Here is a 22,407-nt window from a genome sequence, read left to right as displayed (position 1 = left end):
GATGACCTATGCCGCAAAGAATCTGACCACGGACGAACGAGAGCTGATCGCTTTCCGCGTCGGCGATCAGGAGTTCTGCGTGAACGTGATGTCCGTGCGCGAAATTCGCGGGTGGACACCGGCGACTGCGATGCCACATGCGCCGTCCTACATGCTCGGCATCATCAATCTGCGCGGTGCGGTGTTGCCGATCGTCGATCTCTCGGCACGCCTCGGCATGAAGCCGGCCGAGCCGACCGTCCGCCACGTCATCATTGTCGCCCAGGTGAAAAGCCAGGTCGTCGGTCTGCTCGTTGACGCGGTCTCCGACATCCTGACGATCACCGACGACAAGATCCAGCCGACACCGGATGTCATCTCGTCCGAATTCGAAAGGAGCTTCGCCCGTGGCGTGCTCGCGATCGAAGGTCGGTTGATCTGCCTAATAGAACTCGAATCTGTCTTCCCGCAGGAAGAAAGGGAAGCAGCATGAGAAACCAGGCCGTTCTCGAACAGAAGCAGTCGCCCGACGAATGTTTGGCAAGCGGCGAGTATCCGCTGACGCGCCGCGATCTCAATGAAATCGCAGCGATGATCTACGCCGATGCCGGCATCTACCTCAACGAGACCAAGGCTTCGCTCGTCTATTCCCGGCTGTCGAAGCATATCCGCAACCTCGGTCTCAAGGGCTTCCGCGAATATTGCCAGCTGGTCTCTTCGCCGGCGGGTGCAGCTGCCCGCCGCGATATGCTCTCGCACTTGACGACCAACTTCACCCGCTTCTTTCGCGAGAACCATCACTTCGAACATCTGAAGACGGATGTTCTGCCGGAGTTGATTGCCCGCGCCAAGGCCGGCGGTCGCGTGCGCATCTGGTCTGCCGCCTGCTCCGACGGGCAGGAGCCCTATTCGATCGCACTGACGGTGCTGTCGCTGCTGCCGAATGCGGCGGACTACGACTTCCGCATTCTCGCCACCGATATCGACCCGAAGATCCTGGCGCTGGCCCGTGCCGGCGCCTATGACGCCACCGCGCTCGAAACGGTCAACCCGGCCATGCGCAAGCAATGGTTCGACGAGGTCAATGCCGGCGGTCGCTTCAAGTGGCAGATCGACGATCGCGTCAAGCGGCTCATCACCTTCAACGAGCTGAACCTGATGGCGCAATGGCCGTTCAAGGGGCCGTTCGATGTCATTTTCTGCCGCAACGTGGTGATCTATTTCGACGAGCCGACGCAGATGAAGATCTGGTCGCGCTTTGCCGGAATGCTCGGCACCAACGGCCATCTCTATATCGGTCATTCCGAGCGCGTGTCGGGCGACGCCAAGTCGCAGTTCGACAACATCGGCATCACCACCTACCGCCACACCGGCAAGTTTCATGGAGGACGGGTATGACCGCACCCGCTCGCGTTCTCGTCGTCGATGACTCAGCCACCATGCGTGGCCTGATCACGGCAGTTCTCAATTCCGATCCGGGCGTCACCGTCGTCGGCCAGGCAGCCGACGCGATGGAAGCGCGCCAGGCGATCAAACAGCTCGATCCCGATGTCGTGACCCTCGACATCGAGATGCCGAACATGAACGGGCTGGAATTCCTCGACAAGATCATGCGCCTGCGACCAATGCCGGTCATCATGGTCTCGACACTCACCCACAAGGGCGCCGAAGCGACGATTGCAGCACTCGAAATCGGTGCGTTCGATTGTGTTGGAAAGCCGCTTCCGGGCGATCCCAATCCTTTTGCCGGTCTCGTCGACAAGGTGAAGGCGGCCGCCCGCTCGCAGCGCAAGTTCATCATCACCGGCAACAAGACGGCAGCACCCGCTGCAGCCAATGCCAATGGTGCCTCCGACTATCGGGCAGGCCGCAAGATCATTGCGATCGGCGCTTCCACCGGCGGCGTCGAAGCGCTGATCACCGTCCTGCAGAAGTTCCCGGCGAACTGCCCGCCGACGGTGATCACGCAGCACATGCCGCACACCTTCACCAAGAGCTTCGCCGAACGGCTCAATCGCCTGTGCGCACCAACGGTGCAGGAAGCAACCGATGGCGCGCGGCTGGAAATCGGCAAGGTTTATCTGGCTCCGGGTGGCGAGCGCCACCTTCAGGTCGCCAATCAGACGGCGCCCTGCTGCCGTCTGGTCGACCGCGATCCCGTCAACGGTCATCGTCCGTCGGTCGATGTGCTGTTCGATTCGGTCGCCGAACTTGCCGGTCGCAATGCGATCGGCGTCATTCTGACCGGCATGGGCCGTGACGGCGCATCCGGTCTCCTGAAAATGCGGCATGCCGGAGCAAAGACCTTCGGCCAAAACGAAAAGACATGTGTCGTCTACGGCATGCCGAGAGTTGCATATGAATTGGGTGCCGTCGAAACGCAGCTCCCCCTCGGTTCCATCGGGGAAGAGATCCTGAAGACAGCGGCGCTCCGGAAGGAAGGAAGCGAATAATGTCCATCGCCGAAAAAATAAAAGTACTGATCGTCGACGATCAGGTCACGAGCCGCCTGCTTCTGGGCGACGCCTTGCAGCAGCTGGGCTTCAAGCAGATCACCGCTGCAGGTGACGGGGAACAGGGCATGAAGATCATGGCCCAGAACCCGCATCACCTCGTCATCTCCGACTTCAACATGCCGAAGATGGACGGCCTTGGCCTGCTCCAGGCCGTGCGCTCCAATCCGGCGACGAAGAAGGCCGCATTCATCATCCTGACGGCGCAGGGCGACCGCGCGCTGGTTCAGAAGGCGGCCGCACTCGGGGCGAACAACGTGCTGGCAAAGCCGTTCACCATCGAAAAGATGAAGGCCGCCATCGAAGCCGTATTTGGGGCATTGAAATGAACATGGAAGCCGTCGGTAAGCGCGTGCATGTCATCCAGGGCGAGTACAAGGTCTTCAACGATCCCAATGTGGTGTTGTCGACCATTCTCGGTTCCTGCGTGGCGGCCTGCATGCGCGATCCCGTGGTCGGAGTCGGCGGCATGAATCATTTCCTGCTGCCGGGATCGGCGTCATCGCCCGCTTCCGGCGGCGACGCTACCCGCTACGGTGTTCATCTCATGGAGCTGTTGATCAACGGCCTTTTGAAGCAGGGCGCTCGCCGCGATCGGCTCGAAGCCAAGATCTTCGGCGGTGCCAAGACGATCGCGCGGTTCTCGAATGTCGGCGAACAGAACGCCGCCTTTGCCCGCCAGTTCCTGCTCGACGAAGGCATTCGCATCGTCGGTGAGAGCACCGGCGGCGAACACGGCCGCAAGCTCGAATACTGGCCGTCGTCGGGACGCGCCCGTCAGTACGCACTGACAGGCGTGGAAACCCAGCGCACCGTCCAGCTGGAAGAGCGTCCGGTGCTCGCACCGCGTCCGGTCGAAAGCTCCATCGAATTCTTCTGAACCTGCGGGGGTTTTCCCGCAGGCGGGTCATACGCCTGCACTATCACCAGTAAAACCACGTGAGAATCGACAATGCAGACTGACTACCAGGGCCACATGCCGCACGTGGAAGAATCACTGCCCGAGGTGCTGATGCGTGTGGTCACCGAACTTCACGACGTCGCCTATCTCATCGAACGGATCGAGCCGCAGCTGCTCGGTTGTCAAGGTGCCTCGGCGCTGGACAGCCCAGACGAGATGATGATGCTGCAGGGCATCGATCTGGCCGTGCAGAAGACCCGTGGCCTGGCCGAGTTCATCGATACGATCACAGCGGCGATCCCCGAGAGCTGCCTCGTCGACGTGACCACGGCCGTCAATCTGGTCAAGCTCGCCGACATGAAGAAGGCGCTGGGCAACGGCATGTTGCGTCACGGCCATTCTCAGCCGTTGACCAAAGCAGCGGGCGACTTCGAAGCGTTCTAGGTCGCCGTGCGTCCAGAAGAACGCGCCAAGGGGCGCTCCGCCACTTTGATCCGAGCGCATGGAGATTCGGTATTATCCGCCTTCGGTGATCCAGTCGAAGGCGGGATGCTCAAGAGCGTTTCCAGGAAGCGCGCGAGGCGGCTTTCCACCAGGATATGCGAAAAACAAAGAGATAGAGCGTTTCCCCGTCTCCGTTCAAGGCGCAGGCGCTCTGGCGATCGAGGCCGCATCGATCGCCGATGCAGCCTGATTTCTGTTCAGCAATATCCCCGGAATTCGCCGAAGCTGTCGGCAAAAGCCAAGTTCGCACAAGTTTCGTTTCCTACGGTCCCGATCGAGGCTGATGGATTCGTGTGTATTGGACGCCGTTACGGGGCACACGACCCCCATCAAACCCGAATGTTGGAACTGCGCAGGGCGCTCGTCGGATGACCGGCTTGAACGTCCTGCGATACTGGGTGCGGAAACAGAATGAGTCTGTTGAATCAATTTTCGATGTTCACGAAGAACCTCGCCGGGCTGGGGCAAGGCAAGCTGATAGCGCTGGCCGCCGCCGGCATTATTGCTGTCGGCATGGTCCTGGGGGCCGGTATCTACGTCAACAGACCATCGTTCGAGACGCTCTATGTCGGGCTTGAGCGAAGCGATGTCACACAAATCAGCATTGCGCTCGCAGAGGCCAATATCGACTTCAACGTCGGTGCCGATGGTGGCAGCATCCAGGTTCCCGTCGGCATGACCGGCAAGTCCCGTTTGCTGCTCGCCGAGCGCGGTCTGCCGAGCAGCGCCAATGCCGGCTATGAACTCTTCGACAATGTTGGCTCGCTCGGCCTGACCTCCTTCATGCAGGAAGTCACCCGGGTTCGCGCGCTTGAAGGCGAAATCGGACGCACCATCCAGCAGATCTCCGGTATCGCCGCCGCCCGCGTCCACATCGTCATGCCGGAGCGCGGCAGCTTCCGTAAGGCTGACCAGAACCCGACCGCCTCGGTGATGATCCGCGCCAGCGCCACGGTCGGTCGCAGCGCCGCAGCCTCCATCCGCCATCTCGTCGCCTCGTCCGTACCGGGGCTCGATGTCGATGACGTCACCATTCTCGATTCGACCGGTCAGCTTCTCGCTTCGGGCGACGATCCGGCCAACAGCGCCCTCAACCAGTCTCTGGGTGTGGTTCAGAACGTCCAGACCGAGCTTGAGAAGAAGATCGACAATGCGCTCGCTCCATTCCTCGGCATGGACAACTTCCGCACCAGCGTCACGGCACGCCTCAACACTGACACGCAACAGATCCAGGAGACGATGTTCGACCCGGAATCGCGTGTCGAACGCTCCACCCGCGTGACCAAGGAAGAGCAGAAGTCCAGCCAGCAGCAGCCAGACAATGCCGCGACCGTGCAGCAGAACATTCCGCAGGCCGCCCCGCGCGGCGGCGCCGGCCCGCAGTCGAACGACCAGGCCGAGAAGAAGGAAGAACAGACCAACTACGAAATCAACAGCAAGACGATCGCGACCGTAAAGAACAGCTATACGGTCGAGCGCCTGTCGATCGCCGTCGTGGTCAACCGCGGCCGCCTTGCCGCCATGGTCGGCGAACCCGCCGACCAGGCGAAGATCGACGCTTATCTCCAGGAGATGCAGAAGATCGTATCGTCGGCCGCCGGCATCGATGCAAACCGCGGCGACGTCGTCACATTGAACGCCATGGATTTCGTCGAGACGCAATTGCTTGACCAGGCCGTCTCAGGTCCTGGCATCATGGAGACGCTGACGCGCAATCTCGGCGGCATCATCAATGCGCTCGCCTTCGTCGTCGTCGCCTTCCTGGTCGTCTGGATGGGCATGCGGCCGCTGGCTCGCCAGCTTGGCCTTGGTGGAAGCTCCGGCCAGCTCGCCAATGAGTCCGCCGGCCTCGAGCTGCCCGATTTCTCGCCTGCGACGGCAGGTGCCGGTGGCGCCCTCATGGATGGCTTCGGTTCCGATTTCGGCTTCGACAGCACCGACGATCTTCTCAGCATGGGCGAAGACGCCGGCGCCTTCAACCGCCGCGTCAAGGAAGGGCCGGAAAGGCGCCTTGCACGCATGGTCGAGATCAGCGAAGAGCGCGCCGCCAAGATCCTGCGCAAATGGGCGATCGAGAAAGCCGCCTGATTACACACGGAAATCGTCTGATAGAGGAAAATCCCGCCACTTCGGCGGGATTTTTCGTTTCGGTGGTGATGCGGATGCCGCGCGGATGCCAACATGTCCGGCGCAAATATTGTGCGAGTCTCTGCGGTTGCCGGGCTCTGTCGCAGGATCCGCGGCAAGAATCGTTCCGCCGTCGTCAGAGTCATGAATGCGACCCGCGATTGTAATACTTTAACGAGATCTTAATTTGTAGATTCGGTCGTCGCCGCGGGCATGCGGAAGGCGGGTTAGTTTACTGCTTCCGCCGTGATCAATACATAGATCAACCGGAATATAAATTCGAATATTCGATAATAATCGGCGTCGTATTCTGTTTTTATATAGTGAAAGACTTCGGTTGTTCGGTCGAATGACTGATGCATTTCCGCAACAGGCGCTGTTCCAAAGTAAAAAAAGCGTCTATTCGACGATTCTCCCGACTCCGTCGGGCAGCGACATTTCCGTTGGAATTGTGCTCAGCACGGCATCCGGCGCTGCGCGAAATCGATGCGGCAGCGGAGCAGGGGCAATTGGAAAGCAAAAACTCTTTTAAATATCAACGCTATGTCAAAACACATGCTGCGGGATGCCGGGATCCGGAAATGTCGAGGCGGCATCTTCGCGAATCGTTTCACGAAAGGTGGGGGAAGTAAATAGCGAGAAGATGGCGGTGGTTTTTTTTGAGGACGGATGTACATTTTTAACAGTTGATTCGCGTCCTGAATTGCGACTGGTGGTGATATTCGGCTTGAGCCGGCTGTCGGCGGCGACAGTGCAAGCACAGGTTCCAGGGCGGTGAATCCGGCACGGGGGCTGACATCATGGACATTTCGCAAGCGGACATAACTGTCTGGCCTTTGCCGACAGCGTCGACACGTCTACGCGGCGGGGGGCTTAGTCGTGATCAGTTGTTCCGCCGGCTGAGTGATCTGGCGGGGCGCGCCAATCTGGCAAGCGGGCTTGCCGCCCTGACCGAGTATGTGGGCGCGAGCCATTACCTCCTGGCACGATACGATCTCTCGCAAGACAATGGCCTCGACTTCGTCGTCTGCTCGGATTGGCCGTTCGATATCGTCAGGCGCCTTTCGGGCATTGTCACCGGGCTTCACGCCAAGACGACCGAGCTTGAAAAGTGCCTCTCGGTGCTGCAGCCAATGTTCTATTCGCTGCCTGACGACATCGACCTGCCACGCGGCATCAGCCGTGAATATTGTGCGGTCACCTTCAATGTCGGGCGGCTGCGCTTTTCGTTGATGCTGCTCGTTCCCGAGGATGTGATCCTCTCGCAGGAGAACCTGCGCGATGTGACCCTGCTTGCCGGATACCTGGCGAGCTTCACCACGCGCGCTGAAGTGCGGCACGACCGCGACTTCGAACTCACCGACCGTGAACTGGAGTGCCTGTTCTGGATCGCCGAGGGCAAGACGAGCGAAGAGATCGCCGTCATTCTCGGGATCTCCCGCAACACGATCAACAACTATATCACCAGCGTCATGCGAAAGACGGCGACGCGAACCCGCTCCGAAGCGATCGCCTACGCCGTCCGAAACAACCTGGTCTGAGAGGCGAGACCGATGACCCATTTCCTCGCCAATGGACGCAACGACGACGACCAGCGGCACAGCCGCAGCGGCAGAGCGGCGCGCGCAGCGACCCTGATCACGCGGTTGCAGGCGATGCAGCGCCAGATCAACGCCAAGCATTTCGCTGTCCTGCGCCTCAACAGCAAGGGCATGGGCGCGGTGCGCAAGATGACCTGCGTGCTCGACAATTGGGGCATTTCCTCGGAAGCGAATGCCCACGATCTCATAACCGTCTACGGCGAGGAACTGACGGCTCATCTCGATACGTCGCTGCTGCCCGTGCTTTGGAATGGCTCAGGCGAACACCAGGCGGCGGAGATGTCCGAGTTCGGACACTTCGCCCACCGTCTCAAGGGGCGCAAGCTGCCCTATTCCGGTATCGCCTTTCCCGTGCGCCTCGGTGCGCAGGGCAATGGATATGTCGTCTTCGCCGGCAGCTATGTCGACGCGACGACCGAGCAGGTCGTCGACCTGCACGGTCGCAGCTGCACGATCATGACCGACCTTCTGGCTGCCGACGAGAAGCGCATGGTGCAGGCCGAGACGCTCAGTGATCGTGAGATCGCTTGCCTGCAGATGGCTGGCGACGGCCACATCAGCGAGGAGATCGCCGAGCGGATGGGGCTTTCCGTCCACACCGTGAATGCCTATCTCGGCGCCGCCACGACCAAGCTGGATTCGGTCAACCGTATCCAGGCGATCGCCAAGGCCATTCGCCTCGGCTACATCAGCTGAAGGCACAGCGGCTCAGCTCGCCAGAGGCAGCTGATACGACGTTATGAACTTCGCTTCCGCGAGGCTCTTTGCAAGAAAGGCCGTGTTTTCGTCCGGATCGGCCGACGGATTCTGGAAAGCGATGTGGCTGATCTCGATGCCGGCCGTTTCGTTGCCGAGAGAAAGCCGGACATAGATGGTCACGCCGCGCGGCTTGAGCTCGAGATCGAGGACGATTTCCGGCTCGCTGTCCCAGTCGAGATTGTAGTTGCCTCCAAGACCGAAATTGACCGTCCCGGGCAGGAAGTACAGCTCGGCGGCCGATTCAACGAGGTCAGCGAGGCTGGCATAGGATTCGAACCGCAGGAGAGCGATGAAGTCCGCAGCGTCGATGAGACGCAATTCGGTCGCCACTGGGCGGATCGCTTCGGCTACTAATTGTTCCCGTCTCTCGGAGAATTCGCACTTTTTCATCGGCGTTACGTCATCCGTTTTGGTTGCGATTGCGCGTGCACCCTGTGAATGAGTTCGGCGACTGCCTTGTAAAACACGGGTGGAATCACACTATCGACCGAGACTTGTGCAAACATGGAGCGTGCAAGCGGCGGATCCTCGAAGACCGGGATGCCGTTTTTCTCAGCAATTTCACGGATTTTCAGGGCGACGAGGTCCTGGCCGAGCGCAACGACGACCGGTGCGTCGCTTTCTTCGCGGACATAACGCAGCGCGACCGCATAGTGAGTCGGGTTGGCGATCACCAGCGTCGCCCGCGGCACGGATGAAATCATGCGCTTGCGCGCCCGATCGCGTTGCATGGAGCGCAGGCGCGACTTGACGATCGGGTCGCCCTGCGCCTGTTTCATCTCCTCCTTCACTTCCTGCTTGGTCATCATCAGCTCGGTGTACCAATGATGGCGGGACCAGAAGATGTCGGCGATGGCCAGTACGGCGGTCGCCAGCATGATGACGATCATCACCTGGTTGAGATCGGACGTCATCGTCGCAAAGATCGTCACCGGATCGGAGAACATCAGGTCGAGCGTGGCGAAATAGTCGTTCCACAGAACCAGCACGACGAAGATCGACACGATGATGATCTTGAACAGCGACTTTCCGAATTCCACCAGGCCCTGAACGCCGAAGATGCGCTTCATGCCCGCCATCGGCGAGATCCGGTTCATCTTTGGCTGGATGCGATCGAGCACCGGCCGCGGCAGGTTCTGGAAGATCGACGAGCCGACGCCGAAGACGATGAGCAGCACGAAGGCAGGAATGAGCAGTGCGGTCGATTTCCAGGCGAGATGTGTCATCAGCGCGACGACATCGGTGGCGTTGTTCAGCCGCCAGGCTTCCGGCTGTTCGAAAATATCCTTGAGCGCCTCGGCGACCGTGCCGGCGCCATCGGCGAGGAAGAAGACGAAAAAGATGTAGATCGCCACCGTTGAGGCAAAGGTTGTCGCCTCGCGGGAGAAGGGCAGATTACCCTTGTCGGCGGCGTCGGAGATCTTTTTCTCCGACGGGGACTCTGTTTTACTGTCCTTATCCTGATCGTCCGACATGCGACAGGAAGTCTCCCGACCGGTTCCACAAGCCAGCGCTGATCTTGCGCTGCCTGTAGTGAACCCGGAAAACAAGCCAGACAAGAGCCTCGCCGGGGCAATCATGCGGGGTCAACAGGAAATGCGGCTCGACGATCCCGCCAACGCAAAAAACGCGGGCCCCAGGGACCCGCGTCATCGTTCTGCGATTGGGATTGGCTGGCGCCCGTCTTCGGAGCGCAGTGCGTTCAGAAGAGCGCGACAAGGTCGGCCTGGAAGCGGTCCCGGCCGCCGAGGGCGATCAGGCCGCCCGCGCTTCCTTGTCCTTCAGTTCCAGCTGACCGCTGGCGGCGAGACGGATCGCCTCCTGCGTGATCGAGCGGCGGGCAATGGCGATATCGCGCGGGTTGATACCGGCGTCGCCCATGGCGAGATCGGATTCGATCATGCGGCGCTGACGTGCGCCGATGGAGGCGAGTACCGATTCGCGCAGGTCCGAGGTCGAGCCACGCAGCGCCATGGTGATGATGTCGGTCGAGACATCGTTGAAGAGCTGAACGCGGCTGCGCTGCGGCATGTAGAGAACGTCGTCGAAGAGGAAGATCTTCGGACGAACCTTCTTGGCCGATTCGGTGCTGAGGGATTCGAGCGAGGCAAGCAGGGTATCGACCTGCGGCTTGTCGAGCTCGTTCATAACCTCGGCGATCTTTGTCGGGCCGGCGGAGTTGCGCTCCGCTTCCATATCGCCGATCATTTCCATGACGCGATTCTCGATGATCGATGCAGCCTTGGGGCTGACGTCCTTCATGTTGACGGCGCGCTTCAGGATGTCGGGTCGCTGCTCTTCGGAGAGCTGCAGCAGAACCTTTGCGCCGAAGCTCGAAGGCATCATCGACAGCACATAGGCGATGGTCTGCGGATGTTCCTTGGCCAGTTGCAGCGCGACTGCGACGGGGTCGCATTCCTGCAGTCGGTCCCAGATATTGGCTTCGTAGGACTGGAAGGTGGCGCGGCGGCCGAGCAGGCCGTCGACTTCATCCGGCGTCAGGCCTTCCTCGAGAATGCTCTCGATCGCCTTGGCGTTGTCCATGAGGCCCGCGCCCTCGGTGAAGAGGTCCTCGAACTCGTTGACCAGGGCTTCCAGCTCGTGGGGAGGGATGGCCCGCAGCGACTGCGCCGAGGCGATGATCGCCTGCAGTTCGCTCTGGGTGAAGAACTTCAGCAGCTTTCCGGCGACGGTTTTGCCCATCGCCAGCAGAACAGCCGCTGCCTTATCCGTCTGGTTGAGAGGCCTGGAAAGTGCCTGAGCCTCAAAACTTTCGAAATCCATCATGGATTCATCCCTCGCCCAATAATTGGGTTCTATGACTTCTTGCTGCCCTTGATCTCGATGAGCTTGACACCGAACCGGGTGTCGTCGCCTTCGAGAACGGTAATTTCACCACGGCCGATGATGCGGCCGTTGACCATGATTTCGACCGGTTCACCGATCCGCCGGTCGAGCGAGATCGTAGCGCCTTCCGTCAGGTTCATGAGGCCCGATACCTGCATCCGGCTGGTGCCGAGAACGATCTGGACATCGATCGGAATGTCCATGATCAGGTCGAGATTGGCGGTCATGCCGCTGCCGGGCGGCGTATCGGTGGCGGTTTCTTCAGCATCGAATGTCGATGCGCCGAAATCGCTTGCGCCGAAGCTGCTGCCGCCGCCGAAATCGGTGGAGGCCGGGGCAGCCTGCAGGTCGCTGCCGAAAGTGTCCGAGCCGAAGTCGCCGCCAAAGGCGCCGAGACCATCGGCAGGAGCCGCGAAATCGCCGCCGAATTCGGCGGTTCCGCCGAACGTGTCTCCGCCGCCGAACTCAGCGCCGAAGCCATCCGGCGCGTCCGTGTCTTTCTTGAGAACACCGCGCAGATCGTCGATCGCCTGGTCGAGTTCCATGTCTCCGACAGCGACTGCGGCCTGTTCGTTGATTGGTGCTTTCTTGGGTGCCATGTGCGAACTATTCCAGTTGAAGCTTGCCTCAGGCCTACTGCCTGTCGACGGCGAGCCGAATTAACTCATGATGTGGCGAAGGATGTCCTGTTCGGAACCGTGGGTATCCTTGACCCGCACGGTATATTTCGCACCCGAACGGCCGAACTCGCAGACGTAGAGGTCGCGGCCGTTGGCGTTCACGTCGACGCGAACGTCCTGGGCATCGTGGAAGGGAATGACGTCGCCGGCCTGGAGACGGCTGATAGTCTCGAGCGTCAGGCTCTCCAATCGGATCCGCGCCTCGATGGTGACGGCGGAGCGGCGAACCTGCTCTTCCATCTGCTCGGTCCATTCGGTCTTCTGCTTGCGGTTCTGTCCGGCGCCCTTTGGAAACACGACCTGCGTCTTCAAGAGCACGCTTTGCGGCACGATGATCGAAAAAGTGGACAGGACGGGACCGAAACCGATCGTCATGTCGATCGCCGCCGCATGGACGTCCTCGACAACAGGGTCGGGTTTGCTGCGGGCTGCACTGTTGTGCGCGCGCGCAACGATCGGCTCGAAGCCGCCCGGCGCGTTGACCGCGGTGCGCAACACGTCGGCAATCTTCTCCAAGATCGGTTGGGCGACGTCGATTTCGATCGGGGAAAGCGTGCGCGGCTGCGGCTCTTCTATATCCGTTGGCTCAGCCCCCAGAAGCGCCTCGACCATGGTGATAATGATCGGGCTGTCGCAACTGATCTGAAAGTCGGGGCACCAGTTGCGCAAGGAGACATCGCCGATCAGCACGCCGTTTCCGAGCTCGGCGATCAGTTTGTTGCGAAGTCCGGTGCGGAAGCCCGCATAGGCGATGGCGATGTCGAGGCCGGTTTCCGCCTTGCAGATGTCGGGAAGGAATTCGCCGAACACATGGCCGAGATCGAGCGCCACCCGGCCGATCGCGCGGTCGTCGCCGAGCGCGCCGGTCATGCGTGCCAGCAGTTTCCTGTCGAAGGGATGAACGTTTGTTGTTGTCGCTGATATCATCAGATCAAGCCGCCTTGCTTTCGCTGCCGCCGCCGGGGTTCATCATTTCCTGCTCGACCGCGTCGATCGAAGGACGTTCGTAAGCCGAAATGGTCTTGCGGCCATATTCGAGCGCGACCTGCGGAACCGAACCGTTCATGTAGGCAAGCAGCGTCTGCTTGACGATGATGTAGAGGCGGTTCTGCTTTTCCCGCACCGATTTGATGTTGGCGACGATGGGCGCGACGATCGAGTAGGACAGGAACACGCCGAGCAGGGTGCCGACGAGCGCGGCTGCGATCTTGGCGCCGAGTACCTCCGGCGCTTCGCTGATTGCGCCCATGGCTTTGATAACGCCGAGAACCGCCGCGACGATGCCAATCGCCGGGAAGGCGTCTCCCATGATCGTCAGCGCGTGGTAGGACTTCATCTTGTCGTGGGTGATGGTCTGGATTTCCTCATCCATCAGCGCCTCGATCTCGTGAGAGCGGGCATTGCCGATGATGATCAGACGGACGTAGTCGCAGATGAAGGCCGTCAGTTCCTTGTTCTTAAGGACGGTCGGCGCCGACTGGAAGATCGTGGATTCTTCGGGGTTGTCGATGTGGCTTTCGATCTCGTTGCGCGACTTCGTTCTGAGATCCCGCATCAGCGAGTAGAGAACGCCGAGCGTATCGAGATACTCCCGCTCCTTGGGAACCTTGTGGCGAAACGCTTCGCCGAGGGCCTTGCCGGTATCCTTCACCACCTTCATGGAGTTGGCCATGATGAAGCCGCCGATACCGGCGCCGCCGATAATCAGCAGTTCGAAAGGCTGGTTGAGGACTTCCATATGGCCGCCCATGGCCACGTAGCCGCCGAGAATACAGCCAAAAGTCACAAGAAGCCCGATGATGATGTTCATTTTCGATACCCGTCACGATCCCATTTTCGTCTATCGGGATAAGGTCTCTTCCTTGTGTGAGGCTGGCCGCTAGGTCGCGGGAATCATTGCGATGGAACAGGTTCGCGCAAGCCAATCCGGTCAGGATTTGGTATGGCCGGCTCTCCAGTCGCGCCCATCTCATTCCGCTAAGGGCGATCCGACCGTGACCACGACCTATACGAGCTACAAGCTGATCACAGCCGACCTGGGCAAGTCGCTGGAGCGCGTCGCCAAGGAACCTGATGTCGCCCGCGAGACCGAATATTACCTCTCGAAGATCGGCGACATCAAAACCATCGACCAGTTCTTCGCCGACACGCGGCTGTACAACTACGCGATCAAGGCCCACGGCCTCGAAGACATGGGCTACGCCAAGGCCTTCATGCGCAAGGTGCTGAGCGAAGGCGTCGACAACGAGGATGCGTTCGCCAACAAGCTGACCGACAGCCGCTACAAGCAACTGGTCGAATCGCTGAACTTCGCCCGCCATGGCGAGGCTGCCACGTCCTTCGATCGTGCCCAGAAGGGTGTCGTCGACAAATACGCCCGTGAGACGCTCGAGCAGAGTGCCGGCGAAGAGAACGCCGGCGTACGCCTTGCGCTCTACTTCGCGCGGATGGCACCGTCGATTGACAGCGGCTATGCCATCATTGCCGACGAGGCACTGGCGCAGGTGGTGCGCACAACGCTGCAGCTCCCCAACGAATTCGCCGGAACCGAAGTCGATCGCCAGGCGGCCGCCTATGAGGCCGCAATCGATCTCAAGGATTTCCAGGATCCGGCCAAGCTGACGGATTTTCTCGATCGCTTTACGGCTCTCTGGGAAATCGACAATTCAACGGACGGTTATGACCCGCTTGCGGTTTTCGGTGCGTCGAGCGGCTACGGCATCTCTTCCGACCTGCTGCTGTCCATCAACAGTCTGAAACTCGGGGGACGCTGAACGTGCAGACCGGTCTTTACGTCGCGATTTCGTCGCAGATGGCGCTTGAAAAGCGTCTCAATACCCTTGCCGACAACATCGCAAACTCCGGTACCGTCGGTTTCCGCGGCACGGAAGTGAAGTTCAACCAGATGCTCGGCGATACCAAGCCGACGAAGGTTTCCTACGTCAGCAAGGGCGAAGAATTCCTCAATACCAACAATGGTTCGCTGACACGCACCGGGGGCATGTTCGACTTTGCCGTCAAGGGCGATGCCTGGTTCCAGATCGACACGCCTTCAGGTCCCGCACTGACGCGCGACGGCCGCTTCACCCTGACCGAGACCGGCGAACTGGTGACCATTCGCGGCTATCCGGTTCTCGACGCCGGCGGCGCACCGATCCAGATCAACGGTTCGGGCGGCGACGTGACTGTCGGCGCAGATGGCGCCCTGCACCAGAACGGCGTCGCCGTGGCATCGCTCGGTCTCTACCAGGCGGACTTCAGCAAGGGTTTCATGCGCCTCGACAACAGCGCCGTGCTCCCGTCGGTACAGCCAGAACCGGTCGTCGATCGCTTCGATGTTGGCGTCATGCAGGGTTTCCTCGAGGAATCCAACGTCAACGCCATCGCGGAAATGTCGCAGCTGATCATGGTCACCCGCGCTTTCGACAACATCACCGCGCTGATGCGCGACGGCGAAGGGTCGCTCAGCGAAGCGATCAAGACCCTCGGTGGCAGCCGCTAAGGCGTGACGGGAAACGGCATGGAACGCGAAGGTCTGAAGACGAGCGCCGCATCGACATCGCTGGCTGCCCTTGCCGGCCTGGTCGAGCGCTACGCCAAACCCGAACATTCGATCGCGCCGGGCGGCCACGTCCAGACGATCTCGCCGGGTCACTATACGGTGACCGGCCTGTCGCGGCATGTGCGGCTTGGCGACTTCGTCGCCCACAAGAGTTCGACCGGTACGCATCTCGGCGAAGTGGTGCGGGTCGAGCCCGAGCGCGTCGTCGTCTGCCCGATCGAGCCGGGCGATCCGATCGGCATCCACGATACCGTCATCCGCAAGGGTGCCTTCCGCATCGCGCCGACCGACCAATGGTGCGGTCGTGCGATCAACGCACTTGGCGAACCGATCGACGGCCTTGGACCGCTGCTGCAGGGCGACGTCCGCCGCTCGATCTCCAACACGGCGCCGCCGTCGATGACCCGCAAGCGCGTGGAGCACGGCTTTCGCACCGGCGTGCGGGCGATCGATATCTTTTCGCCTCTCTGCCTCGGGCAACGCCTCGGCATTTTTGCCGGTTCCGGCGTCGGTAAATCGACGCTGTTGTCGATGCTGGCGCGGGCAGACGCGTTCGACAAGGTGGTCATCGCTCTGGTCGGCGAACGTGGCCGCGAAGTGCGCGAATTCATCGAAGACACGCTCGGCGACAATCTCTCCAAATCGGTTGCCGTCGTCGCCACCAGTGACGAAAGCCCGATGCTGCGCAAGATGGCGCCGCTGACTGCCGTCACCATTGCCGAGCATTATCGCGACAACGGCGACAACGTGCTTCTGATCGTCGACAGCGTCACCCGTTTTGCCCATGCGATCCGCGAAGTGGCAACCGCATCCGGCGAGCCGCCGATCGCGCGCGGTTATCCCGCTTCGGTCTTTACCGAATTGCCGCGCCTGCTCGAGCGCGCAGGTCCGGGCGCCGAGGGCGCAGGCACCATCACCGCGATCATCTCGATCCTGGTGGACGGCGACAACCACAACGACCCCATCGCCGACTCGACGCGCGGCATTCTCGACGGTCACATCGTGCTCGAACGCAGCCTGGCGGAAGAAGGGCGTTATCCGCCGATCAATCCGCTGGCATCGATCTCCCGTCTGGCGCGCAAGGCCTGGACGCCGGACCAGGAAAAGCTGGTGTCGCGACTGAAGTCGTTGATCCACCGCTTCGAGGAAACGCGTGACCTGCGCCTGATAGGCGGCTACCGCCCAGGCGGCGATCCCGATCTCGACATGGCGATCAAACAGGTTCCTGTCATCTACGACGTTCTGACGCAAACGGCGGGAGAGCCGCCGACGCAGGACGCATTTTCCGATCTTGCCGGCGCGCTGAAAGCCGCTGCGATGGGCAATCAGCCGGGTGCTGCAGGGATGAGGCCGAGGTGATGGGTGTGACGGATTACGACGCGGACGAAACGATCCATCAGCGCAAGCGCGAAGGCGGCATGCCGATGATTGACAAGGCGCTGGCCGCGACCGGCATCATGCTGGCGGCACTTGCGACCTTCTTTCCCTGGTATGCCTTCTTCAACCAGGACAAGTTCACGATGCCGCCGTTGTGGCAGGGGTCGACGCGCGATCTGCCGGAGAAGCCGGCGCGCAATGTTATGTCCGTCTCGCCGCTGGCGATGTCCGACATGGACGGCGAGACCGTCGCCGCAATCGACCAGCTGACGACCGCAACCGTTCCAAGCCTTGGTGGCGGCCCCGCCGCCGAAGGCAAGGCACCGCAGGAGGGGCTCGAACAGCCGTTCCCGGGCAAAACCGGCTTCAAGCTGATGCATGTCGCCAACGGGCGCGCTCTGATCGAGGACACGACCGGCATGTATATCGTGCGCATCGGCTCGATCCTGCCCGACAACAGCCGCCTGGCGACGCTTGAAGAGCGTGATGGCCGCTGGGTGATGATCACTTCGAGCGGCGACATCTACAAGGCCGACTGACCAGCCATAACATTTTGCCGAAGTCTTTCTCCGTTGCGGATTGATCGCCATCCGCGGCGGATAATATCGTGCGCAATTCGCGCGTATCGCGTGGTCTGCGACGAGCCTGTTTTCAACGACAAGTCCCACGCAAGATTACCCACCTAGGTTCGCATCACCAAGCATGGAGCTTTTGATGCAACCGATTCAGCTTTTCGAACTCGCGTCCCGGCAGGCCCAGTGGCTGACCGTCCGCCAGAACGTGGTGGCCGGCAACATCGCCAATGCGAATACGCCGCACTACAAGGCCAAGGACGTCAAGCCGTTCGAAAGCGTGTTGCAAAACACCGGCATCCAGATGGCTGCCACCAACAAGGCCCACTTCACCGAGAGCCTCGAAGCCTCGCAGGTGGCCGAGGTCGGCATGCTCGACGGCGTTCAGATCCAGCAATCCGGCAACAGCGTCGCGATCGAGCAGGAAATGATGAAGACAGGTGAGATCAAGCGCGACTACGAGCTCAGTGCCGGGCTCGTCAAAGCGTTTCACCGAATGATGCTCATGACGGTACGGAAGTAACAACCATGGATCCTTTGACTTCGGCCATGAAGGTCTCGGCCTCCGGTCTGCAGGCAGAATCGACCCGCCTGCGCATCGTTTCCGAAAATATAGCCAATGCACGCTCCTCGGGCGACGTGCCCGGCGCCGATCCGTACCGGCGCAAGACCATCAGCTTTGCAGCCGAGGTCGACAGGGCCAGCGGTGCGTCGCTCGTCGAAATCGAGCGGCTCGGCACGGATGATTCGAACTTCACCATCGAGTTCGATCCGGGCAATCCGGCGGCCGACGAGAAGGGCATGGTCAAGATGCCGAACGTCAACATCCTGGTTGAAATGGCCGACATGCGCGAAGCCAATCGCGCCTATGAAGCCAACCTGCAGACGATCAAGCAGTCGCGCGACCTGGTTTCCCAAACAATCGACCTGTTGAGAGCATCACAATAATGATCGACGCAATTAACTCTGTCGGCGCATTTTCGGTCATGAAAGAGGCCGAGGGTACCCGCCTTACGTCCTCTTCGTCGTCGGTTTTCGGCGCAGCTGCCGCGGCCCCCGCAGCCCCGCAATCCCAGAGCTTCGCCTCGGTTCTCGGCGACATGGCGACTGACGCCATCGGTGCCATGAAGAAGGCCGAAGGCGCCTCGCTCGACGGCATCCGCGGCGAGGCCAATACCCGTGAAGTCGTCGATGCGGTGATGAACGCCGAACAGTCGCTTCAGACCGCAATCGCGATCCGCGACAAGGTGGTGACCGCCTACCTCGAAATCGCGCGCATGCAGATCTAAGGAACGAGACATGAAGGCCCTTTCCATTGCCGCAACCGGCATGAACGCCCAGCAGCTGAACCTTGAAGTGATCGCGAACAACATCGCGAACATCAACACGACCGGCTACAAGCGTGCCCGCGCAGAGTTTTCCGACCTGCTCTATCAAACCGAACGCGCCCAGGGCGTGCCGAACCGCTCCAACCAGGCGATCGTTCCGGAAGGCGCGATCATCGGTCTCGGCGTCCAGACGGCTGCCGTGCGCAACCTGCATATCCAGGGCAGCCTCGTCAGCACCGGCAACGACTACGACCTCGCACTGGTCGGCCGCGGCTGGTTCCAGGTGGAAACGCCCGATGGCGAAACGGTCTATACCCGTGCCGGCGCCTTCAACAAGAATGCCCAGGGCCAGCTCGTCACCATTGACGGCTACACCGTCGTGCCCGGCATCACGGTTCCGCAGGACGCCACCGAAATCGCCTTCACCAGTTCCGGTCAGGTCATGGTGCGCGTCGGCAACGATCCGGCGATGCAGGAAATCGGCCAGCTGACGGTCGCCAACTTCGTCAACGAAGCGGGCCTTGAGCCGCAGGGCGAAAACCTCTTCAAGCAGACGCCTGCCTCTGGCGAGCCGATCGTCGGCACGCCGGCTGATCCGGGCTTCGCGCTGATCAAGCAGAAATATCTCGAAGCGTCGAACGTCGATCCGGTCAAGGAAATCACCGATCTGATCTCGGCCCAGCGCGCCTATGAGATGAACTCCAAGATCATCCAGGCCGCGGACGAAATGGCGGCTACGGTGAGCAAGAACCTCAGGTAACGGAAGAGGGGGCAAACATGACGTTTCGCCGAGCCGCTGGCATGACAGCTCAGAAGGACGGTTCCGCGCCAGGCGCGCGGCACGTGGTGGCGGGCATTTTGCTTGCCGCCGCTTTCCTGTCGCCTTCGGCAGGCTTTGCGGAACGGCTGACGGCGGTCATCCCCAAACAGACGATCTACCCCGGCGAAGCGATCGACGCGAGCCGGCTTGAGGTCGTCGATGTGACCAACCCCGATCTGACGGACGGCTATGTCAGGACGTTGAGCGAGATCGACGGCAAGGTCAGCAAGCGCACGCTGCTGCCCGGCCGCGTCATTCTGGCCTCGGCCCTGCGCGAGCAATATGCAGTCGAGCGCGGCTCCACCGTCCGTCTGGTCTTCAGCAATGGTGGCCTCACCATCAGCGCGGCCGGTTCGCCCCTTCAGGACGCCGCGGTCGGTGATCTGATCCGGGCTCGTAATATTGATACTGGCGTTATCGTCTCCGGAACGGTGATGGCCGACGGCACGATACATGTGGTGGCGAAATGAAAATGCTTGCCTGCAAATGGTTCCTGACGCTGGCCGTCGCGCTGTCTACAGCGATGACGCCTGCCTTTGGCGCGTCGCGAATCAAGGACGTCGCCTCGCTGCAGGCCGGCCGTGACAACCAGCTGATCGGCTACGGCCTCGTCGTCGGCCTCCAGGGAACGGGCGACAGCCTGCGCTCGTCGCCGTTCACCGATCAGTCGATGCGCGCCATGCTGCAAAACCTCGGCATCTCGACCCAGGGCGGAGAATCGCGCACCCGCAACGTCGCGGCTGTTCTCGTCACCGCGAACCTGCCGCCCTTTGCCAGCCCCGGCAGCCGCGTCGATGTGACGGTCGGATCGCTCGGCGACAGCACCTCGCTTCGCGGCGGCACCCTGGTGATGACCTCGCTTTCGGGCGCTGACGGTCAGATCTACGCGGTAGCCCAGGGCTCCGTCGTCGTCACCGGTTTCACGGCGCAAGGCGACGCCGCATCGCTCAACCAGGGGGTTACCACCTCCGGCCGCGTGCCGAACGGCGCCATCATCGAGCGCGAACTGCCGTCGAAGTTCAAGGACGGCTTCAACCTCGTGCTGCAGCTGCGCAACCCCGACTTTTCCACCGCGGTCGGCATGGCCGCTGCGATCAACAAATATGCCGCCGGGCAATATGGCGGCCGCATCGCCGAGGCCCGCGATTCTCAGGCCGTTCTCGTCGAAAAGCCGAAGATGGCGGACCTGGCGCGGCTGATGGCGGATATCGAAAACATCGTCATCGAAACCGATGTTCCGGCAAGGGTCGTGATCAACGAACGCACCGGCACGATCGTCATCGGGCAGGATGTGCGCGTCAACGAGGTGGCTGTCAGCTACGGCACCTTGACCGTACAGGTCAGCGAGACGCCGACGGTGGTTCAGCCGCTGCCGTTCGCGCGCGGCCAGACGGCGATGGAACCGAACACCACGATCGAGGCCCAGTCCGACGGCGGCACGGTCGCGATCCTCAACGGGTCCAGCCTCCGCTCTCTCGTTGCCGGTCTCAACAACATCGGCGTCAAGCCTGATGGCATCATTGCCATCCTGCAAAGCATCAAAACGGCTGGGGCCCTTCAGGCGGAGCTTGTCCTGCAATGATGAACATCGACCGCTTTCTGGGAAGATCCCGCAACATCCTGCTCGCATCGGCCGCCGTCGCGTCGATGCTGGCGATGCCCGGCGCCTTTGCCCAGGACGTCACAGCGCCGCCAGCCGGCAACGCCACGGCCAACGAGATCCAGCAGTTCTGCACCAATATCGCTGACGCTGCCCGCGACCAGCGCTATGTCCTGCAGCGCAAGGAACTCGAAGCGCTTCAAGCCAATGTCGACGACCGGATCGCGACGCTCGAAAAGCGGCGCGAGGAATACGAAGACTGGCTGAAGCGTCGCAACGACTTCCTCAAGCAGGCCGAGATCGGCCTCGTCGGCATCTACAAGACGATGAAGCCGGACGCCGCCGCCGGCAAGCTTGAAATGGTCAACCCGGAGATTGCCGCCGCGATCGTCATGCAGCTACCGGCGCGCCAGTCGTCGCTGATCCTCAGCGAGATGAGCGATGAAAAGGCGGCTATCCTGACCAACATCATCTCAAGTGCCAGCGATCCGAACACCTCGAAGGAACCATCATGAAAATGCGTCTAACGGCCGTATTGGCCGCGGGCCTCCTCGCAGGATGTCAGAACCAGGCTTTCAACGAGATTGGCCGGGCCCCCGCCATGAGCCCGATCGGCAGCGGCCTGCAGTATACGCAGACGCCGCAGCTTGCGATGTATCCCAAGCAGCCGCGCCAGGTCTCCAACGGCTTCTCGCTCTGGAACGATCAGCAGTCGGCGCTCTTCAAGGATGCGCGCGCATTGAACGTCGGCGACATCCTGACGGTCGAGATCGCCATCAACGACAAGGCCTCGTTCGACAACAAGACCGATCGCAGTCGCAAGAACACCAGCGGTTTCAACATCGGTGCGAGCGGCAAGTCGGAGGCGAGCGACTTCGGTTGGTCGGGTGATCTGAAATACGGCTCGAACACCAAGACCGAAGGCGACGGCACGACCGAACGCTCAGAGAAGTTGCAGCTGCTCGTTGCGGCCGTCGTTACCGGCGTCCTCGAAAACGGCAACCTCCTGATCAGCGGCTCGCAGGAAGTGCGCGTCAACCACGAGCTTCGCATCCTCAATGTCGCCGGTATCGTGCGCACGCAGGACGTCGACGCCAACAACGTGATCTCCTACGACCGGATTGCCGAGGCGCGCATTTCCTACGGTGGCCGCGGCCGCCTGACGGAAGTGCAGCAGCCGCCTTACGGCCAGCAGGTCATGGATTTGATTTCGCCGATCTGATCGGCAGGGAACGGC

The 22,407-nt window shown here is 61.1% G+C and carries 27 protein-coding genes; 21 read left to right on the top strand and 6 right to left on the bottom strand.

Going from position 1 to position 22,407, the window contains the following annotated elements; genetic code table 11:
- The first annotated feature begins 1 nt into the window (after nt 1).
- The 9 genes from BLJAPNOD_RS20420 (at nt 2) to BLJAPNOD_RS20380 (ending at nt 8,321) form a co-directional block, all read left to right on the top strand.
- Complete coding sequence (locus BLJAPNOD_RS20420) at nt 2–472, top strand: chemotaxis protein CheW (protein ID WP_115421395.1); 471 nt, start codon at nt 2–4, stop codon at nt 470–472.
- On the top strand, nt 469–1,377 hold the full coding sequence (gene cheR, locus BLJAPNOD_RS20415) for a protein-glutamate O-methyltransferase CheR (RefSeq protein WP_077504353.1): 909 nt from the start codon (nt 469–471) through the stop codon (nt 1,375–1,377). Before BLJAPNOD_RS20420 ends, cheR begins: the two co-directional genes overlap by 4 nt.
- Nucleotides 1,374–2,432, top strand: a complete 1,059-nt coding sequence (gene cheB / locus BLJAPNOD_RS20410) for a protein-glutamate O-methylesterase CheB (RefSeq protein ID WP_115420960.1) — start codon at nt 1,374–1,376, stop codon at nt 2,430–2,432. The genes cheR and cheB overlap by 4 nt, the downstream gene beginning before the upstream one ends.
- Nucleotides 2,432–2,821: a response regulator gene (locus BLJAPNOD_RS20405; protein ID WP_025425902.1), complete on the top strand. Its 390-nt coding sequence runs from the start codon at nt 2,432–2,434 to the stop codon at nt 2,819–2,821. Before cheB ends, BLJAPNOD_RS20405 begins: the two co-directional genes overlap by 1 nt.
- Nucleotides 2,818–3,372, top strand: coding sequence for a chemoreceptor glutamine deamidase CheD (cheD, locus tag BLJAPNOD_RS20400; protein ID WP_077504351.1), 555 nt, complete (start codon nt 2,818–2,820; stop codon nt 3,370–3,372). The genes BLJAPNOD_RS20405 and cheD overlap by 4 nt, the downstream gene beginning before the upstream one ends.
- Before the next feature lie 72 nt (nt 3,373–3,444).
- Nucleotides 3,445–3,837 carry a hypothetical protein gene (locus tag BLJAPNOD_RS20395; RefSeq protein WP_077504350.1) on the top strand — a complete coding sequence of 131 codons (393 nt, stop codon included), beginning with the start codon at nt 3,445–3,447 and terminating at the stop codon, nt 3,835–3,837.
- Between the two features lie 471 nt (nt 3,838–4,308).
- A complete protein-coding gene (gene fliF, locus BLJAPNOD_RS20390) occupies nt 4,309–5,985 on the top strand; it encodes a flagellar basal-body MS-ring/collar protein FliF (RefSeq protein WP_077504349.1) in 1,677 nt (558 codons plus the stop codon).
- Between the two features lie 839 nt (nt 5,986–6,824).
- A complete protein-coding gene (locus tag BLJAPNOD_RS20385; protein WP_077504347.1) occupies nt 6,825–7,565 on the top strand; it encodes a helix-turn-helix transcriptional regulator in 741 nt (246 codons plus the stop codon).
- Nucleotides 7,566–7,577: 12 nt separating this feature from the next.
- Nucleotides 7,578–8,321 carry a helix-turn-helix transcriptional regulator gene (locus tag BLJAPNOD_RS20380; RefSeq protein WP_115420959.1) on the top strand — a complete coding sequence of 248 codons (744 nt, stop codon included), beginning with the start codon at nt 7,578–7,580 and terminating at the stop codon, nt 8,319–8,321.
- A gap of 12 nt (nt 8,322–8,333) precedes the next feature.
- On the opposite strand, the gene BLJAPNOD_RS20375 is transcribed toward BLJAPNOD_RS20380, so the two are convergent.
- The 6 genes from BLJAPNOD_RS20375 to motA form a co-directional block, all read right to left on the bottom strand.
- Nucleotides 8,334–8,774 carry a hypothetical protein gene (locus BLJAPNOD_RS20375; protein WP_115420958.1) on the bottom strand — a complete coding sequence of 147 codons (441 nt, stop codon included), beginning with the start codon at nt 8,772–8,774 and terminating at the stop codon, nt 8,334–8,336.
- 5 nt (nt 8,775–8,779) lie between these two features.
- The gene (gene flhB, locus BLJAPNOD_RS20370; protein WP_115420957.1) at nt 8,780–9,859 is read right to left on the bottom strand and encodes a flagellar biosynthesis protein FlhB; all 1,080 of its coding nucleotides are present in this window, start codon (nt 9,857–9,859) and stop codon (nt 8,780–8,782) included.
- 280 nt (nt 9,860–10,139) lie between these two features.
- A complete protein-coding gene (gene fliG, locus BLJAPNOD_RS20365) occupies nt 10,140–11,171 on the bottom strand; it encodes a flagellar motor switch protein FliG (RefSeq protein ID WP_115420956.1) in 1,032 nt (343 codons plus the stop codon).
- 29 nt (nt 11,172–11,200) lie between these two features.
- On the bottom strand, nt 11,201–11,830 hold the full coding sequence (fliN, locus tag BLJAPNOD_RS20360; protein ID WP_115420955.1) for a flagellar motor switch protein FliN: 630 nt from the start codon (nt 11,828–11,830) through the stop codon (nt 11,201–11,203).
- A gap of 60 nt (nt 11,831–11,890) precedes the next feature.
- Nucleotides 11,891–12,838: a FliM/FliN family flagellar motor switch protein gene (locus tag BLJAPNOD_RS20355; RefSeq protein WP_115420954.1), complete on the bottom strand. Its 948-nt coding sequence runs from the start codon at nt 12,836–12,838 to the stop codon at nt 11,891–11,893.
- A 4-nt stretch (nt 12,839–12,842) separates the two neighbouring features.
- A complete protein-coding gene (gene motA, locus BLJAPNOD_RS20350; RefSeq protein ID WP_115420953.1) occupies nt 12,843–13,721 on the bottom strand; it encodes a flagellar motor stator protein MotA in 879 nt (292 codons plus the stop codon).
- Nucleotides 13,722–13,905: 184 nt separating this feature from the next.
- Between motA and BLJAPNOD_RS20345 the strand changes: the two genes are divergently transcribed.
- The 12 genes from BLJAPNOD_RS20345 to flgH all read left to right on the top strand — a co-directional run bounded on the left by BLJAPNOD_RS20345 (nt 13,906) and on the right by flgH (nt 22,392).
- The gene (locus tag BLJAPNOD_RS20345) at nt 13,906–14,685 is read left to right on the top strand and encodes a DUF1217 domain-containing protein (RefSeq protein ID WP_077504417.1); all 780 of its coding nucleotides are present in this window, start codon (nt 13,906–13,908) and stop codon (nt 14,683–14,685) included.
- A gap of 2 nt (nt 14,686–14,687) precedes the next feature.
- Nucleotides 14,688–15,413 (top strand): flagellar basal-body rod protein FlgF, encoded by a 726-nt coding sequence (gene flgF / locus BLJAPNOD_RS20340; RefSeq protein WP_077504339.1) that lies wholly within the window; start codon nt 14,688–14,690, stop codon nt 15,411–15,413.
- An 18-nt stretch (nt 15,414–15,431) separates the two neighbouring features.
- A complete protein-coding gene (gene fliI / locus BLJAPNOD_RS20335; protein WP_115420952.1) occupies nt 15,432–16,832 on the top strand; it encodes a flagellar protein export ATPase FliI in 1,401 nt (466 codons plus the stop codon).
- On the top strand, nt 16,832–17,389 hold the full coding sequence (locus BLJAPNOD_RS20330) for a flagellar protein (RefSeq protein ID WP_115420951.1): 558 nt from the start codon (nt 16,832–16,834) through the stop codon (nt 17,387–17,389). Before fliI ends, BLJAPNOD_RS20330 begins: the two co-directional genes overlap by 1 nt.
- A gap of 175 nt (nt 17,390–17,564) precedes the next feature.
- Entirely contained in the window at nt 17,565–17,945 is a 381-nt protein-coding gene (gene flgB / locus BLJAPNOD_RS20325; protein WP_077504416.1) for a flagellar basal body rod protein FlgB, read from the top strand.
- 5 nt (nt 17,946–17,950) lie between these two features.
- On the top strand, nt 17,951–18,370 hold the full coding sequence (gene flgC, locus BLJAPNOD_RS20320) for a flagellar basal body rod protein FlgC (protein ID WP_053250468.1): 420 nt from the start codon (nt 17,951–17,953) through the stop codon (nt 18,368–18,370).
- Nucleotides 18,370–18,711 (top strand): flagellar hook-basal body complex protein FliE, encoded by a 342-nt coding sequence (locus BLJAPNOD_RS20315; protein ID WP_115420950.1) that lies wholly within the window; start codon nt 18,370–18,372, stop codon nt 18,709–18,711. Before flgC ends, BLJAPNOD_RS20315 begins: the two co-directional genes overlap by 1 nt.
- A gap of 10 nt (nt 18,712–18,721) precedes the next feature.
- Nucleotides 18,722–19,510 (top strand): flagellar basal-body rod protein FlgG, encoded by a 789-nt coding sequence (flgG, locus tag BLJAPNOD_RS20310; RefSeq protein WP_115420949.1) that lies wholly within the window; start codon nt 18,722–18,724, stop codon nt 19,508–19,510.
- A gap of 17 nt (nt 19,511–19,527) precedes the next feature.
- Nucleotides 19,528–20,040 carry a flagellar basal body P-ring formation chaperone FlgA gene (gene flgA / locus BLJAPNOD_RS20305; protein ID WP_077504334.1) on the top strand — a complete coding sequence of 171 codons (513 nt, stop codon included), beginning with the start codon at nt 19,528–19,530 and terminating at the stop codon, nt 20,038–20,040.
- Complete coding sequence (locus BLJAPNOD_RS20300; protein WP_077504333.1) at nt 20,037–21,152, top strand: flagellar basal body P-ring protein FlgI; 1,116 nt, start codon at nt 20,037–20,039, stop codon at nt 21,150–21,152. The genes flgA and BLJAPNOD_RS20300 overlap by 4 nt, the downstream gene beginning before the upstream one ends.
- The gene (locus BLJAPNOD_RS20295; RefSeq protein WP_199566009.1) at nt 21,152–21,685 is read left to right on the top strand and encodes a MotE family protein; all 534 of its coding nucleotides are present in this window, start codon (nt 21,152–21,154) and stop codon (nt 21,683–21,685) included. Before BLJAPNOD_RS20300 ends, BLJAPNOD_RS20295 begins: the two co-directional genes overlap by 1 nt.
- Nucleotides 21,682–22,392, top strand: coding sequence for a flagellar basal body L-ring protein FlgH (gene flgH, locus BLJAPNOD_RS20290; protein WP_115420947.1), 711 nt, complete (start codon nt 21,682–21,684; stop codon nt 22,390–22,392). Before BLJAPNOD_RS20295 ends, flgH begins: the two co-directional genes overlap by 4 nt.
- Nucleotides 22,393–22,407: the final 15 nt, after the last annotated feature.

The sequence above is a fragment of the Ensifer sp. M14 genome (genome assembly GCF_003355565.1).
Lineage (GTDB): Bacteria > Pseudomonadota > Alphaproteobacteria > Rhizobiales > Rhizobiaceae > Ensifer.
This window is presented reverse-complemented; position numbering and strand designations above follow the sequence as displayed.

Excerpts from the sequence above, each read along its gene's own strand:
- BLJAPNOD_RS20420 (WP_115421395.1), top strand. The coding sequence starts at position 2 with ATGACCTATGCCGCAAAGAATCTGACCACGGACGAACGAGAGCTGATC.
- cheR (WP_077504353.1), top strand. The coding sequence starts at position 469 with ATGAGAAACCAGGCCGTTCTCGAACAGAAGCAGTCGCCCGACGAATGT.
- cheB (WP_115420960.1), top strand. The coding sequence starts at position 1,374 with ATGACCGCACCCGCTCGCGTTCTCGTCGTCGATGACTCAGCCACCATG.
- BLJAPNOD_RS20405 (WP_025425902.1), top strand. The coding sequence starts at position 2,432 with ATGTCCATCGCCGAAAAAATAAAAGTACTGATCGTCGACGATCAGGTC.
- cheD (WP_077504351.1), top strand. The coding sequence starts at position 2,818 with ATGAACATGGAAGCCGTCGGTAAGCGCGTGCATGTCATCCAGGGCGAG.
- BLJAPNOD_RS20395 (WP_077504350.1), top strand. The coding sequence starts at position 3,445 with ATGCAGACTGACTACCAGGGCCACATGCCGCACGTGGAAGAATCACTG.
- fliF (WP_077504349.1), top strand. The coding sequence starts at position 4,309 with ATGAGTCTGTTGAATCAATTTTCGATGTTCACGAAGAACCTCGCCGGG.
- BLJAPNOD_RS20385 (WP_077504347.1), top strand. The coding sequence starts at position 6,825 with ATGGACATTTCGCAAGCGGACATAACTGTCTGGCCTTTGCCGACAGCG.
- BLJAPNOD_RS20380 (WP_115420959.1), top strand. The coding sequence starts at position 7,578 with ATGACCCATTTCCTCGCCAATGGACGCAACGACGACGACCAGCGGCAC.
- BLJAPNOD_RS20375 (WP_115420958.1), bottom strand. The coding sequence starts at position 8,774 with ATGAAAAAGTGCGAATTCTCCGAGAGACGGGAACAATTAGTAGCCGAA.
- flhB (WP_115420957.1), bottom strand. The coding sequence starts at position 9,859 with ATGTCGGACGATCAGGATAAGGACAGTAAAACAGAGTCCCCGTCGGAG.
- fliG (WP_115420956.1), bottom strand. The coding sequence starts at position 11,171 with ATGATGGATTTCGAAAGTTTTGAGGCTCAGGCACTTTCCAGGCCTCTC.
- fliN (WP_115420955.1), bottom strand. The coding sequence starts at position 11,830 with ATGGCACCCAAGAAAGCACCAATCAACGAACAGGCCGCAGTCGCTGTC.
- BLJAPNOD_RS20355 (WP_115420954.1), bottom strand. The coding sequence starts at position 12,838 with ATGATATCAGCGACAACAACAAACGTTCATCCCTTCGACAGGAAACTG.
- motA (WP_115420953.1), bottom strand. The coding sequence starts at position 13,721 with ATGAACATCATCATCGGGCTTCTTGTGACTTTTGGCTGTATTCTCGGC.
- fliI (WP_115420952.1), top strand. The coding sequence starts at position 15,432 with ATGGAACGCGAAGGTCTGAAGACGAGCGCCGCATCGACATCGCTGGCT.
- BLJAPNOD_RS20330 (WP_115420951.1), top strand. The coding sequence starts at position 16,832 with ATGGGTGTGACGGATTACGACGCGGACGAAACGATCCATCAGCGCAAG.
- flgB (WP_077504416.1), top strand. The coding sequence starts at position 17,565 with ATGCAACCGATTCAGCTTTTCGAACTCGCGTCCCGGCAGGCCCAGTGG.
- flgC (WP_053250468.1), top strand. The coding sequence starts at position 17,951 with ATGGATCCTTTGACTTCGGCCATGAAGGTCTCGGCCTCCGGTCTGCAG.
- BLJAPNOD_RS20315 (WP_115420950.1), top strand. The coding sequence starts at position 18,370 with ATGATCGACGCAATTAACTCTGTCGGCGCATTTTCGGTCATGAAAGAG.
- flgG (WP_115420949.1), top strand. The coding sequence starts at position 18,722 with ATGAAGGCCCTTTCCATTGCCGCAACCGGCATGAACGCCCAGCAGCTG.
- flgA (WP_077504334.1), top strand. The coding sequence starts at position 19,528 with ATGACGTTTCGCCGAGCCGCTGGCATGACAGCTCAGAAGGACGGTTCC.
- BLJAPNOD_RS20300 (WP_077504333.1), top strand. The coding sequence starts at position 20,037 with ATGAAAATGCTTGCCTGCAAATGGTTCCTGACGCTGGCCGTCGCGCTG.
- BLJAPNOD_RS20295 (WP_199566009.1), top strand. The coding sequence starts at position 21,152 with ATGAACATCGACCGCTTTCTGGGAAGATCCCGCAACATCCTGCTCGCA.
- flgH (WP_115420947.1), top strand. The coding sequence starts at position 21,682 with ATGAAAATGCGTCTAACGGCCGTATTGGCCGCGGGCCTCCTCGCAGGA.